General features: G+C 63.7%; 9 protein-coding genes. 4 read left to right on the top strand and 5 right to left on the bottom strand.

Annotated features, from left to right (window positions below):
* Nucleotides 1-93: 93 nt before the first annotated feature.
* The 3 genes from KIT02_RS14175 to KIT02_RS14185 all read right to left on the bottom strand — a co-directional run bounded on the left by KIT02_RS14175 (nt 94) and on the right by KIT02_RS14185 (nt 6,129).
* Nucleotides 94-1,851 carry an ABC transporter ATP-binding protein gene (locus tag KIT02_RS14175; RefSeq protein WP_297578848.1) on the bottom strand — a complete coding sequence of 586 codons (1,758 nt, stop codon included), beginning with the start codon at nt 1,849-1,851 and terminating at the stop codon, nt 94-96.
* 65 nt (nt 1,852-1,916) lie between these two features.
* Complete coding sequence (locus KIT02_RS14180; RefSeq protein ID WP_297578850.1) at nt 1,917-3,521, bottom strand: peptide ABC transporter substrate-binding protein; 1,605 nt, start codon at nt 3,519-3,521, stop codon at nt 1,917-1,919.
* 232 nt (nt 3,522-3,753) lie between these two features.
* Nucleotides 3,754-6,129: a transketolase gene (locus tag KIT02_RS14185; RefSeq protein ID WP_297578853.1), complete on the bottom strand. Its 2,376-nt coding sequence runs from the start codon at nt 6,127-6,129 to the stop codon at nt 3,754-3,756.
* Nucleotides 6,130-6,243: 114 nt separating this feature from the next.
* On the opposite strand from KIT02_RS14185, the gene KIT02_RS14190 reads away from it, so the two are divergent.
* Complete coding sequence (locus KIT02_RS14190; RefSeq protein ID WP_297578856.1) at nt 6,244-6,720, top strand: Lrp/AsnC family transcriptional regulator; 477 nt, start codon at nt 6,244-6,246, stop codon at nt 6,718-6,720.
* A gap of 468 nt (nt 6,721-7,188) precedes the next feature.
* On the opposite strand, the gene KIT02_RS14195 is transcribed toward KIT02_RS14190, so the two are convergent.
* Nucleotides 7,189-8,547 carry a sigma-54 dependent transcriptional regulator gene (locus KIT02_RS14195; protein WP_297578859.1) on the bottom strand — a complete coding sequence of 453 codons (1,359 nt, stop codon included), beginning with the start codon at nt 8,545-8,547 and terminating at the stop codon, nt 7,189-7,191.
* Entirely contained in the window at nt 8,534-10,399 is a 1,866-nt protein-coding gene (locus KIT02_RS14200) for an ATP-binding protein (RefSeq protein WP_297578870.1), read from the bottom strand. Before KIT02_RS14200 ends, KIT02_RS14195 begins: the two co-directional genes overlap by 14 nt.
* A 267-nt stretch (nt 10,400-10,666) precedes the next feature.
* On the opposite strand from KIT02_RS14200, the gene KIT02_RS14205 reads away from it, so the two are divergent.
* The 3 genes from KIT02_RS14205 to KIT02_RS14215 all read left to right on the top strand — a co-directional run bounded on the left by KIT02_RS14205 (nt 10,667) and on the right by KIT02_RS14215 (nt 13,645).
* Nucleotides 10,667-11,593, top strand: coding sequence for a tripartite tricarboxylate transporter substrate-binding protein (locus tag KIT02_RS14205; RefSeq protein ID WP_297585325.1), 927 nt, complete (start codon nt 10,667-10,669; stop codon nt 11,591-11,593).
* Between the two features lie 116 nt (nt 11,594-11,709).
* The gene (locus KIT02_RS14210; protein ID WP_297578873.1) at nt 11,710-12,129 is read left to right on the top strand and encodes a tripartite tricarboxylate transporter TctB family protein; all 420 of its coding nucleotides are present in this window, start codon (nt 11,710-11,712) and stop codon (nt 12,127-12,129) included.
* Nucleotides 12,130-12,139: 10 nt separating this feature from the next.
* A complete protein-coding gene (locus tag KIT02_RS14215) occupies nt 12,140-13,645 on the top strand; it encodes a tripartite tricarboxylate transporter permease (protein WP_297578877.1) in 1,506 nt (501 codons plus the stop codon).
* Nucleotides 13,646-13,754: the final 109 nt, after the last annotated feature.

Genomic DNA, 13,754 nt, shown 5'->3' on the forward strand with positions numbered 1-13,754 from the left:
CCCTGAAAATCCGCTGGACGCGGATTTTCTGTCCCTCTCCCTCAAGGGGAGAGGGGTGGGCCGGTGGAATGGGGACCTGCATCTCGACCTCCCTCATGTCGTCACCACGGCTTCGACCCGGTGGCCCGGCGCGATAGTCACCAGTTGTGGGGTGGCGTTGGGCGCGGCGCCCGTCTGGATGACGGTGTAGCGCGGCGTTGCTGCCTCAATTTCTGCGGCGCCGAGAAACCGGCGCTCGCGCCTGTCGCGGGGATTGGTCGCCGGAATGGCATCGAGCAGAGCACGCGTATAGGGATGCTGCGGATCCGAGAAAATGCGTTCCGTAGGGGCTTCCTCAACCACCCGGCCGCGATACATGACCACCACTGTGTCCGTCAGCGATTTGACCGTCGACAGGTCGTGGCTGATGAACAGGATGGACAACCCCATCTCGGCCTGCAGTTTCTTGAGCAGCCCAATGACCTGGGCCTTTACGGTCACATCGAGGGCCGATGTCGGCTCGTCGGCGACGAGCACCGAGGGCTCCAGGATCAGCGCGCGGGCAATGGCGACGCGCTGGCGCTGCCCGCCCGAAAGCTCGTGCGAATAGCGTGAGCCGAAATTGCGGGGCATGCCCACGCGTTCCAGCCAGTCCAGGGCCTTTTCCGTCTGCTCGCGTTTGCTGCCAAGGCCGTGCACATGCAGGGGCTCGGCAATGATTTCGGCCAGCGTCATCATGGGGTCGAGGGCGGAATAGCTGTCCTGGAAGACGATCTGCATATGGCGGCGAAACGACTTGAGGTCGGCGGGGCCGAGGCCTGAAATGTCGGTGCCATCGACCAGGATCTGCCCGGCTGTCGGCTCGGTCAGGCGCATTGCCATCATGCCGGTTGTGGTCTTGCCCGAACCGGATTCCCCAACAATGGCGACAATCTTGTTGCGCGGCAGGACGATGTCGACGGCGCGGACCGCCTGGAAGTCACCATAGGTGTTGAACAGGCCAGAGCGCTTGCGAACACGGTAGGACTTGGCAAGGCCGCGCAATTCGAGCGCCGGCGCCAATGTGGCGTCGCTGTCCCGGGAGGGCTCGAAACGCGAATGCAGGCTGGCGAGGAGCGCCTTGGTGTAGTCGTGTTTCGGCGCGTCGAAAATCTGCTGCACCGGGCCCTCTTCCATCACCTCGCCGCCATACATGACCAGCACCCGGTCGACCGTCTCGGCGATCACGCCGAGATCATGGGTGATCATGACAAGAGCCATGCCGAACTCGGCCTGAACGTTCTTGATGAGCTGGAGAATCTGCGCCTGGATAGTGACATCGAGCGCCGTTGTCGGTTCATCGGCGATCAGCACTTTAGGGCGGCAGGACAGGGCCATGGCGATCATGGCGCGCTGCAACATGCCGCCGGACAATTGATGCGGATAGTAGCCGAGGATGTCGGCGGCATTCTTGATCTCGACACGGAGCAGCAGGTTTTCGGCTTCTGCGAGCGCTTCGCGCTTGCTGACCCGGCGATGGGAAATGATGGTTTCGGCAATCTGGTGGCCGATGGTGAAGACCGGATCGAAGGCGGTCATCGGGTCCTGAAAGATCATCGCGGCGGCCCGGCCCCTGAGGCGCGCCAGGTCTTCCTTGCCGGCCCGCGTCACATCGATGCCATCCAGTTCGAGCCGGGCCGCGGAGATATCGGCGGTGGCCGGCAGGAGCCGGAGCAGGGCGCTGCAGCTCACCGATTTGCCGGAGCCCGATTCCCCGACAATGCCGAGACTTTCGCCCGCCTCGAGCGAGAAGCTGACGCCGCAAACCGCATCGACACGCCCGCCATATTGGCTGAAGCTCACCTTGAGGTCCTGGATGTCGATGAGGGGCATGTACGGGCCTTGCAGTCGAGGGGAGGGCGCTCCCCGGACGATCCGGGAAGCGCTTGGTTGGCAGATTACTGCTTGGTCAGGTGCGTAAAGAAGTAGTGGCCAAGCCGGTCGAGCGGCGTAAAGCCGAGCGAGTTTGGCTTGGCGGCATCGCCGCCGAGGTTGTCCGAAATAACCGCCGTGGTGATCGGGTGGACCAGCGGCACGATCAGACCCTGGTCGATCATCACCTGCTCAGCCTCGGCATAGAGATTGTAGCGGGTGTCCCAATCGCTCTCGGAGTCGGCTTCGGCAACCAGGGCGTCATATTCGGGTACGAAATAGCCGTGGCGGCCGCCATTGTAGAAGATGCCGTAAAAATTCGACGGATCGAGATAGTCGTACTCGTAGGGCGCGATGAAGATGTTGTTGGTCTTGTTGCGCAAGCCGTCCATCCAGTCCGCACCCGGCAGCTGGCGGATATTGACGGTGACGCCGAGCACATCCTTGAACTCGGCCTGCAGATATTGCGCCATTGCCGGAACGATAGCGCCGTTATAGCCGCCTTCGTCGCGGATCCAGATTTCGATTTCCGGGAAACCTTCGCCGTTGGGGAAACCGGCATCGGCCAGGAACTGCTTGGCCTTTTCCGGATCGAAAGTGGCCTGGGCCACGACGTCGGGATTGTATCCGGGATAGCCGGGCGGCAGGATCGAGCCCGCCGGGATGGCAATGTCCTTGAGGACGGTCGAGGTCAGTTCTTCACGGTCTATGGCATAGTAGAAGGCCCGGCGCACATTGACGTCGTTGAAGGGCTCGGATTCGAGGTCGTACGACAGGTAGGAGGTCGCAAAGACCGCATTCTTGCGAATGCCGTCGGGATCGGCAGCCATGGCTACCGGTACCTGTCCGGTATTGAGGAAAGAATAGTCGGCGTCGCCGGCCAGATAAGCGGGCAGCCCGACTTCCGGCGCGCCCAGGCTGGGGTCGACTTCAAGCCGGTCGATCTGGGCCTGCCAGGGGCCGGTATAGGTTTCGGATTTGGTGAACACGACCGAGTTGTTGGACTTTTCCCAACTCTCGATCGAGAACGGGCCCGAGGACACGATGCTGTCGACATTGACCGCCCAGTCGTCGCCCAGTTCATCCACCTTGTGCTTGGGCACCGGGTACCAGAGGCTGGTGACCGAAGGCAGATAGGGTTTTGGCGCGACCGTGGTGACCTCGATCGTCAGATCATCGACGGCCTTGAGGCCGAGAGTGGAAACGTCGGCGGTGCCTTCGGTGACTTCCTTCCAGCCCTTGATGCCGCCGGCAAAATCCCAATACCAGGCGAAGTCATAGCCCGACGTGGCGGCGCGCTGCAGGGCGAAGACATAGTCCTCGGCCGTCAGGGGTTCGCCATCGGACCAGACGAGCCCGGGACGCAGTTTGAAGGTCCAGGTCAGGCCGTCTTCGGACTGGCTCCAGCTCTCGGCTGCCATCGGCGTCAGCTCGAATTCCTTGTCGAAGGTGGCAATCGGCACCTGCAGGAGTTCGGCAAAGGTGGCGCGGTCATAGACCGTCTTCATGTAGTCCATATAGGTGCCGGTGGTGGATTGGCCCGGCGCCAGAATAGTGGACTGGGCGCTCGCCGGCAGCGTCAGTGCTGTGGCGACGGCCAGCGCACCGACGATTTTCGGTAGGATATGCATGTGCTCCCTCCTTGTGCAGAGCAGGTGGACGTTCCCTGGATTTCCGGACCTGGCTGTTGCCTGTCCGCTTCTTCTTGCCCCCGTGCCGGAGCGCGGCGGGTCGGCAGATCGTTCCCTCTGATCTGCCAGATGACATATGTCTGACAAATAATGGCCGTGGAGACAAGGCGTGGGGCCTGAAATCTCGACCGGCCATTGCTGAGCCGGGTGCTGCCGGCGCGTCTCTCCTTCCCTAAAGGTTTGAATTGTTGAGTGATTTCGCGGCGCGGACGATCGATGCCGCGTCGATGCCAAAATGGCGGTAAAGGTCGTGGACGGTGCCGGTCTGGCCGAAATGTTCGACACCAAGGGCGACGGTGCGATGGCCCAGCACCGAACCGAGCCAGCTCAGCGTCGCCGGATGCGCGTCGATGGCCGTCACGATACCGGCGCTGGCAGGGGCCTGCCGGAGCAGGGTTTCGATATGGCTGGGGATCGGTTGGTCGCCATGCAGGCGGCTGCGCTGGGTGGCCTGCCAGCCCGCATTGAGCCGGTCTGCCGAGGTGATGGCGAGGATTGCGATATTGCGGCGGTCGCCGCCGAGCCGGGCTGCCGCCTCGATTGCCTCGCTGGCGAGGACCCCCTGATAGGCGATGATGGTGTCGCATTCGGGCGTTGGCGGCTTGAGCCAATAGGCACCACCAATGATGCCATTGGTTAGCACATTGTTCACCTTTCGCGGCACCTGATCGATGTTGCGGGTGGATAAGCGCAGATAAACTGACCCGCCGGTGACATCGCGCGGCCAATCGGCGAGATCCGGCCGGGCATCGCCACTTCGCTGCATGTAGTCGAAGGCCCAATCCATGATGATCGAGAGTTCGTCGGCGAAGGCCGGCTCGAAACTGGCGAGCCCGTCCTGGGCCATGCCGATCAGTGGCGAGGCGATCGATTGGTGCGCGCCGCCCTCTCCGGCCAGCGACACGCCCGATGGCGTCGCCACGAGCAGGAAGCGGGCATCCTGGTAGCAGGCATAGTTGAGGGCATCGAGACCGCGGGCGATGAAGGGATCGTAGAGCGTGCCGATGGGCAACAGCCGTTCCCCGAACAGCGAATGGCTCAGCCCGGCAGCGCCCAGCATCAGGAACAGGTTCATCTCGGCAATGCCCAGCTCCATGTGCTGGCCATCCGGGGTGAAGCGCCATTTCTGCGTCGAGGGAATGGCTTCCTTCTGGAAGGTGTCAGCTTTTTCGGCCGGCGCGAACAGGTTGCGCCGGTTGACCCAGGCGCCGAGATTTGTCGAGACGGTGACATCGGGCGACGTGGTGACGATCCGCTTCGCCAACTCGCTGTCGGTCCTGGCGATGGCGTCGAGGATCTTGCCGAATGCGGCCTGGGTCGAGGTGGCGCCCTCGCCGATGAATTGCGGCCCGATGGTCGGCACGGCGGGCGAGGTCAGGCGGCGCGATGACCTTGTGTTGAACGGCACGGCGTCCAAAAAGCGCTCGAGCGCCCCGGCCTTTTCGAGGCCCTCGAAGCGCTCCCACTCGTGGCCCTGGCGCACCCCGTGGGCCTGCCGCAGTTGCTCGATCTGCGCCGAGGTCATCTGCCCGGCATGGTTGTCCTTGTGCCCGGCCAGGGGCGTGCCCCAGCCCTTGACCGTATAGGCGATGAAAACGGTGGGGTCGTCGCTGCCTGCGGCCTCGAACTGTTCGAGCAGGCTTTCGACGCAATGGCCGCCGAGATTGCCCATCAGCGCCGCAAGTTCGTCGTCGGATCGGCGCGCCAGGAGGGCGGACACCGCGCCCTGGTCGCCGATCTCGTCGCTGAGGCGCTCGCGCCAGGCAGCGCCGCCGCGGAACATCAGCGCCGAATAGACGTCATTGGGACAGGCGTCGATAAAGGCCTTGAGTTTCTCACCGCCCGGCTCGGCAAAGGCCGCCCGCTGCAGGGCGCCATATTTGAGCGTGACCACAGTCCAGCCGAACGAGCGGAAAACCGCTTCGATGCGGTCATAGAGGCCCTCGCGCACCACGCCATCAAGGCTCTGCCGGTTGTAGTCGATGATCCACCAGCAATTGCGCAGCCCGTGCTTCCAGCCTTCGAGCAGGCATTCATAGATATTGCCTTCGTCCAGTTCGGCGTCACCGGCCAGCGCGATCATGCGGCCCTCGGCGATGTCGCTGCGGGCCCAATCCTTGGCGCGCACATAATCCTGGATCAGCGAGGCAAAGGCGGAAAAGGCGACACCAAGCCCCACCGAGCCGGTGGAGAAATCGACATCGTCGGTATCCTTGGTGCGTGAAGGATAGGACTGGGCGCCGCCAAAGGCGCGGAAATCGATGAGCTTCTGCTGGCTCTGCCGGCCCATGAGATATTGAATGGCATGAAAGACCGGGGAGGCATGAGGCTTGACCGCGACGCGATCCTCGGGGCGCAGCACGCCGAAATAGAGCGTGGACAACAGGGTCGCCATGGAGGCTGAGCTGGCCTGGTGGCCGCCCACTTTTACGCCGTCGACATTGGGGCGGATGTGATTGGCGTGATGCACCATCCAGCTGGCCAGCCACAGGGACTTCCTGGTCAGGGCCTCGATCGCCTCAATCCGTCCGGTGGTCGCAGCCGCCATATCGCTCTCCCCTTCGATATGTCAGACATTGCCGCTTGCCGCGCGGTGTTTTCCGTCTATTTTTGTCCCGGATAGCGCAGCTATCGCAGGAAACGCACAGTTTGGGATCAAAAAATGGCAGAATCAACCAGCGCGGTGCTCAGCCCTATGGATCGGCGCATTCTGCGGGCGCTGCAGGATGATGGCCGCATGACCATCCAGGCGCTGGCCGACAAGGTGGGCCTGTCCGCCTCGCCCTGCCTCCGGCGCGTGCGCCAGCTTGAGGCGGATGGCTTCATTTCCGGCTACAGCGCCAATATCGACCAGAAGGCCGTCGGCCTGCCGGTGTCGGTCTTCATCTCCATCAAGCTGGAGCGCCAGCGGGCGGCCAATCTCGACGGCTTTGGCGCCGCCATCAGCCGCTGGCCGGAAGTGATGGAATGCTACCTCATGACCGGGCAGTTCGACTTCCTGCTGCGCGTGGTCTGCGCCGATCTCGAAACCTATGAGCATTTCCTGCGCGAGCGGCTGACCCAGCTTGAAGGGGTGGCCTCGATCGAGAGCAGTTTTTCGCTCGGCGCGGTCAAATTCTCGCGGGTTTTGCCTTTGTAGGACAAGGTTGCTTCACCTCTCGTTGGCATGGGTTGTCCTATGCACCAGAACACACCTCCCCCTTTGAAGGGGGAGGCCGGGAGGGGGTGACGAGAGCCCCCGATTTGCGGGCTCTCGCCCCCTCCCTTGATCCCTCCCCTCAAGGGGGAGGGTGTCGACTGAGGCTTCATGGCAAGAACAATATGGTCAGCTGCGATTGCTCGGCCTGCTCCGGGATGACATTGTGGCGGGCGATGGGCTTGGGCATGAGTTTTCCTATGCACCAGACTGCACCTCCCCCTTGAAGGGGGAGGCCGGGAGGGGGTGGTGAGAGCCGCGATTTACGGGCTCTCGCCCCCTCCCTTGATCCCTCCCCTCGAGGGGGAGGGTGTCGACTGGGGCTTCATGGCAAGAACAATTTGGTCAGCTGCGATGGCTCGGCCTGCGCCGCGATGACATTGTGGCGCTGCGATAGCATTGGTGGCTGCCCTAGCGCCGGACGCCGAGGCGGGTCATTTTTTCGCTGAGGGTGCGGCGGGGCAATTGCAGGGCTTCGGCGGTGGCGGCGATGGAATTGTCGTGGCGCGACAGTTCCGCCTCGATCAGGTGGCGCTCGAACGCCGCCATCTGGTCGGCGAGGCTTCCCGAGGGGGCGATACCCTCGGCTTCGGCAGCCCCCAGCATGGTTTCGAGCGAGCGCCCATTGCTGGTCAGCCCGATGGCAAAGCGTTCAGCCGTGGCCTTGAGTTCGCGCACATTGCCGGGCCAGCGATGCCGCAGCAGCGCCTGGATATCGGCTGGGTGCAGTTGCGGTGGCGTGCGATTGAAACGTCGTGCCGCCTCGCCCAGGAAATGATGGAACAGCAGCACGCAATCGTCGCCGCGCTGGCGCAGCGGCGGCAGGTCAATGGTGGCCAGATTCAGCCGGTAATAGAGATCGGCCCGGAACCGGCCGGCTTCGCTTTCGGCGGCAAGGTCCACCTTGGAAGCAGCGATGATGCGCAGATCGAGCGGGATCTGCCGGTTGGAGCCGACGCGCTCCACTACCCGTTCCTGAATGACGCGCAGCACCTTGGCCTGGGCCAGGAGCGGCATGGATTCGATCTCGTCGAGAAAGAGCGTTCCCCCATGGGCAAATTCGAACTTGCCGATGCGTTGTGCGCCAGCCCCGGTAAAGGCTCCGGCCTCGTGCCCGAACAATTCGCTCTCGATGAGTTCCGAGGGGATGGCGGCGCAATTGACGGCGACGAAGGGTTTTTCGGCGCGCGGCGAAAAATCGTGCAGGCAGCGCGCCACCACTTCCTTGCCGGTGCCGGTTTCACCCAGGATGATGACATCGGTGGGAATATGGGCAAGCTCGCGCACAGTCTGGCGCAGATGCCCGATGGCGGGGGAATTGCCGACGATGCGGGCGGCCAGCTGGGCCTCCCCGCCATCGAGCCGCCGCCTGAGCTCGGCGATTTCGCGCTTGAGGGATACCTGCTCCATGGCCCGCCGTAGGGTGGCGACCAGCTCGTCCGGCACATAGGGTTTTTGCAGGAAATCGAAGGCGCCCTGGCGCATGGCTTCGACCGCCATGGGCACGTCGCCATGGCCGGTGATCAGAATGATCTCCACCTCCATGCCGCTTTCGCGCACCTGCCGCAACAGGTCGAGGCCGGAGAGACCCGGCATGCGCACATCCGAGAGGATCACATGAGGATGGATGTCGTCGATGCGGTCGAGCGCGGTGGTGGCATCTGCGGCCACCTCGACGGCAAAGCCGGACAGGCGCAGCCATTGTTCGAGCGCGGTACGGATCATCTCCTCATCATCGACGACGAGGACTTTGGCTTCAGGCAATGACATTTTCGGTCCTGGCCGGTTCGGTCTGGGCAAGGGGCAGGGTGAGGGTGAAGGTGGCGCCGTGTCCGGGCGGGCTCATGGCGCTGATCTGTCCGCCCATGTCCCGCACCAGGCCATAGGAAATCGACAGGCCGAGCCCCAGCCCTTCGCCCGGTCCCTTGGTGGAATAGAAGGGGTCGAAAATGCTGGGCAATGCCTCGGGGGCAATGCCGGTGCCGGTGTCGCTGACGGTGACGACGGCGGTGTCGCCGCTGGCCTTGACCCCGATGGACAATACACGCAGCGGCTTATCCGCCATGGCATCGGCCGCATTTGTGAAGAGGTTGATCAGCACCTGCTCGATATGCACCGGATTGCCGCTGACCCAGATGGTGCGGTGGCGGCGATATTCGACATCGACACCGCGCTGCCGCAGGTTGTGATCGGCCAGGTCAAGCGCATTGGCGATGGCGGCGCCGATCTCGGTGGTCATGGGCGCCGCACTCTGCTTGCGGGCGAAAGTCTTGAGATGGCTGGTGAGGGCGGAGAGCCGGTCCACCACCTTGCCCATGGTGTCGAGCACCGGGCTGATGCGGGCATCCTTGTCCTGCGCGGCGAGGATGCGGGCGCTGGCCAGGTGCGTGGTGAGCGCGGCGACGGGCTGGCTGACCTCATGGGCGACCCCGGCCAGGGCCTGGCCCAGGCTGGCGAGCCGGGCGGCCTGGGCCAGATGCGCCTGGGCCTCGCGCTCCGCCGTTTCGGCGCGGATGCGCTCGGCGATCTCGCCGCGCAACTGCTCGTTCATGGTGTGGAGATCCTCGGTGCGCTCGGCCACCCGCAATTCAAGGCGATCGTGATCGGCCAGGCGCTGCGCCACCAGCCGCCGCCGCTGCTCGAACAGCACCACGATCAAAAGCAGGGCCGCGCAGGCAAGGGCCGCGGCGCTCGCCAGGGTCAGGGCGCTGCCATAGAGCGGGGCGAGGGGGGAGAAGGACAGCAGCATCCAGCCATGCTTGGGCAGGCGCAGTTCCTCGAGCACGAAACAGCCTTCGGTTTCGGGATCGCTGCCGGACAACAGCGCAAACTCGGCGCCGCGCGAAAACCAGCGATCGGTGATGATGCCGGAATTTTCGACGCCATTGTCGCCATAGCGCTGCTGGCTGGAAATGCTCTCGAGGCGCGTGCGCAAGATGGTCTGCAGGGGCCGGTAGCGCCAGTCCGGGCGGGTGGAGAGGATCACCACGTCATTGACATCGACGATGGCGATCAATTCGCCCGATCGCCACCAGGTGGCTTCGATCTCGCCCAGATTGATCTTGGTCACGGCGACGCCCAGCGGACCATCGGGCCCGTCGACCCGCTGCGACAGGAACAGGCCGGGCACGCTTGTGCTCATGCCGAAGGCATAATATTCGGCGCGGCCGCGGGCCATGGCATCGGCGAAATAGGGGCGGAACGAATAATTGGTGCCCACAAGGCTGGTCAGCGTCCACCAATTGCTGGCCGCGACCACGCTGCCATTGTCCTCCATGAGGAAGATTTCGTTGGCTCCGGCGGTTTCGTTGAGCTTGCTGAGGAAGCCATTGGCGGCTTCGATGGTGGCCCGGTCGTCCGGCCGGTCGAGCGCCGCCCGGGTTTCGGGGGCCTGGGAAATGGCCACCGGCAGATAGTGGAAGCGCTCGATGATGGCCTCGATGGTGCGATCAAAAAGGGCCAGCCGCCGCTGCGCCTGTATTTCGGCCTCGCGCACGGTGGCGTTGAGCGTCAACTCGAAGGCGATCCAGAAGACCAGCGTCACGATGGCCAGACCCGCCCCGGCGGCCAGGAGGTGCCGACGGCCGAATAGGCGCAGGATCGTGGAGCCAAAACCCGCCATCGGATCTCCCAGTTGGCAAGATTTTGCCGACACATTCGCAAGTTCGCGGCAAAATCTTGCCACATTGTCTAACACGACGCGCGGCAATTGCATATCTGCCTTGCATTTTGGCTTTGGCACGCGCCTTGCAAGGTGTGCGGCAACCCTGGAGACCCGGGGTAACCCCGAACCAGAATTCGGGGGCATGTAAAATGGGAGGAAAACCAGAACATGAAGACCATTTTCAAGACGCTCGTTGCCGGTCTTGTGGCCACCTCGGCCCTGGGCATGGTCGCCGTCTCGGCGCAGGACTACCCGACCCAGCCGGTGACCATCGTTGTGCCCTTCTCGGCCGGTGGTCCCACCGATACCGTGACGCGCCTGGTCGCTGCGGCCATGAGCGAAGACCTCGGCCAGCAGGTCGTGGTGCAGAATGTCGGCGGTGCCGGCGGTACGCTGGGCGCCGGCCAGGTGGCCGCGGCCGCCAATGACGGCTACACGCTGCTGCTGCACCACATCGGCATGTCCACGGCGCCGGCGCTCTATGCGAGCCTGCCCTATGACCCGATGACCGACTTCGCTCCTATCGGCCTCGTCACCGAAGTGCCGATGACCCTGGTGGCCCGCAAGGATTTCGAGCCGGCAACGCTCGAAGACCTCATCGCCTTCATCAAGGAAAACGGCGAAAACGTCACCTATGCCAATGCCGGCATCGGCGCCGCCAGCCAGCTCTGCGGCCTCCTGGTCATGGATGCCCTGGGCACCAAGATGACCGAAGTGCCCTATCAGGGTACGGGCCCGGCGCTGACCGACCTGCTCGGCGGCCAGATCGACATGATGTGCGACCAGACCACCAATACGACCAACCAGATCCTGGCTGGCGAGATCAAGGCCTATGCCGTGACCACGCCCGAGCGCATCGCCGTTCTGCCCGATCTGCCGACCCTCGCCGAAGGCGGTCTCGAAAACTTCAACCTCGCCATCTGGCACGGCCTCTATGCGCCGGCCGGTACCGACCAGGCCATCATCGACCGGCTGAGCCAGTCGCTGCAGAAGGCCCTGGCCGATGAAATGGTGGGCAACAGCTTTGCCGAGCTGGGCACCTATCCGGTGCCGGCTGACCAGGCCACGCCTGCCGCCCTGGCGCAGAAGCTCGAAGGCCAGATTGGCCTCTGGGCTGAAGTGATCGCTGCCGCCGGCGTCTCGGCCCAGTAAGCCAATCGGGGGCGCCGCATCCGTGCGGCGCCCTTTCCGCCTCCTGGCGGCAATAATCAGAACTGGGGGAGAAATTGGCACTCAACGCGTCGCGAAATGACCTGGCAGCGGGAGCAATGTTTGTCGCTTTCGGCGGCTATTTTGCTCTGGAAGCCAGCCGCTACGACTTTGGAACGCCGTTCCGCATGGGGCCCGGCTTCATGCCCATCGTGCTCGGCGCCGTCCTGATCGCCCTCGGCATCGCCGTGGCCGCCAAGGGGTTCGGCAAGCCGGACGAGGAAGCCGCGCCCCCCTGGCCCTGGCGGGGACTGGTCCTGGTCCTGGGCACGGTCATCTTCTTTGCCGCGACCATCCGTGGCCTGGGCTTTGTCCCGGTCGTGCTGATTTCGGGCTTTGCCACGGCGATGTCATCGAGCCGAAACAACGTGTTGCAGGCCCTGGTCATCTCGATTGGACTGTGCCTGCTCTGCTATCTGGTTTTCGTGGTCGGCCTGGGCCTTCTGGTCCCCCCGGTCGGTCCCTGGCTGCGTTTCTAGGAGCGGCGAAATGGATCTGTTCTCTTCCCTGTCGCTGGGCTTTTCGGTCGCTCTCGATCCGTTCAACGTCCTATATTGTTTCGTCGGTGTGCTGCTTGGCACCCTGGTCGGCGTCCTGCCCGGCATCGGGCCCACCGCCACCATCGCCATGCTGCTGCCGATCACCTTCTCGCTCAATGCCGAGACGGCGCTGATCATGCTGGCGGGCATCTATTACGGTGCCCAGTATGGCGGCTCGACCACCGCGATCCTCATCAACCTGCCCGGCGAATCCTCGGCGGCGGTGACGGCGATCGATGGTTATCAGATGGCCCGCAAGGGCCGTGCGGGCCCGGCGCTCGCGGCGGCGGCGCTCGGCTCCTTCTTTGCCGGTTCGGTGGCGACATTCCTCCTCGCCGCCTTCGCCCCGCCGCTGGCGCGGGCAGCGCTGAATTTCGGCGCGCCCGAATATTTCTCGCTGATCGTGCTCGGCCTGCTCGTCTCCATCGCCCTGGCGCATGGCTCCATCCTCAAGGCCCTGGCCATGATCGTGCTCGGTCTCTTGCTCGGCATGGTGGGCCAGGACATCTATACCGGCACGCCCCGCTTTACCTTCGGGCTGCGAGAATTGTTCGGCGGGCTCAATTTCGTGGCGGTGGCCGTGGGTGTGTTCGGCGTGGCCGAAATCCTGCGCAATCTCGAGAATGAGAAAGAGCGCGAAGTCGGGGTCAAGGAGGTCAAGAACCTCTGGCTGACCAAAGACGATTTGCGCCGCATCGTTGCGCCGGTCCTGCGCGGCACCGGCATTGGCTCCATTCTCGGCATCCTGCCGGGTGGCGGGCATATCCTGTCGGCTTTCGCGTCATACTCGGCGGAAAAGCGCCTGTCGAAAAATCCGGGCGAGTTCGGCAAGGGTGCCATCGAGGGCGTCGCGGGGCCGGAATCGGCCAATAATGCGGCCGCGCAGACCTCGTTCATCCCGCTGATGACGCTGGGCATTCCCGCTCACCCGGTGATGGCCCTGATGATCGGCGCCTTCATCCTGCAGGGCATCACGCCCGGCCCCAATGTCATCAACGAACAGCCGGCGCTGTTCTGGGGCATCATCGCCTCGATGTGGATCGGCAATCTGCTGCTGGTCATCCTCAACCTGCCGCTGATCGGGCTATGGGTGAAGATGCTGTCCATTCCCTATCGGGTGCTGTTCCCGGCCATCGTGCTGTTCGCCTGTATCGGCACCTTCTCGATCAACCAGAACATCTACGATGTCTATGCCATCGCCTTCTTCGGCATTGTCGGCTACCTGCTGATCCGCTTCGGCTGCGAGCCGGCGCCATTGCTGCTCGGCTTCGTCCTCGGACCGCTGCTCGAAGAGCATTTGCGGCGCGCCATGATCATCTCGCGCGGCGATCCGATGATCTTTGTCACCCGCCCCATCTCGGCGACGCTGCTGGTGCTGGCCCTGGCCGCGGTGCTGATCGCCGTCTTGCCGGCGATCCGCAAGAAACGCCAGGAAGTCTTTGTCGAAGACGACTGAGACTGGAGTCAGAGACATGAAAAAGGGCCGGCCGATGTTTCATCGGCCGGTCTTTTTCTTTGAAAGATGTGACGGTGGAACTGACCGGCGCTCTTGCTGAACTTGGGTC

The organism is Devosia sp. (assembly GCF_025809055.1).
Taxonomy (GTDB): domain Bacteria; phylum Pseudomonadota; class Alphaproteobacteria; order Rhizobiales; family Devosiaceae; genus Devosia.

Coding starts and splice junctions, on each gene's coding strand:
- KIT02_RS14175 (WP_297578848.1), bottom strand. CDS start 1,851: ATGCCCCTCATCGACATCCAGGACCTCAAGGTGAGCTTCAGCCAATAT.
- KIT02_RS14180 (WP_297578850.1), bottom strand. CDS start 3,521: ATGCATATCCTACCGAAAATCGTCGGTGCGCTGGCCGTCGCCACAGCA.
- KIT02_RS14185 (WP_297578853.1), bottom strand. CDS start 6,129: ATGGCGGCTGCGACCACCGGACGGATTGAGGCGATCGAGGCCCTGACC.
- KIT02_RS14190 (WP_297578856.1), top strand. CDS start 6,244: ATGGCAGAATCAACCAGCGCGGTGCTCAGCCCTATGGATCGGCGCATT.
- KIT02_RS14195 (WP_297578859.1), bottom strand. CDS start 8,547: ATGTCATTGCCTGAAGCCAAAGTCCTCGTCGTCGATGATGAGGAGATG.
- KIT02_RS14200 (WP_297578870.1), bottom strand. CDS start 10,399: ATGGCGGGTTTTGGCTCCACGATCCTGCGCCTATTCGGCCGTCGGCAC.
- KIT02_RS14205 (WP_297585325.1), top strand. CDS start 10,667: ATGGTCGCCGTCTCGGCGCAGGACTACCCGACCCAGCCGGTGACCATC.
- KIT02_RS14210 (WP_297578873.1), top strand. CDS start 11,710: ATGTTTGTCGCTTTCGGCGGCTATTTTGCTCTGGAAGCCAGCCGCTAC.
- KIT02_RS14215 (WP_297578877.1), top strand. CDS start 12,140: ATGGATCTGTTCTCTTCCCTGTCGCTGGGCTTTTCGGTCGCTCTCGAT.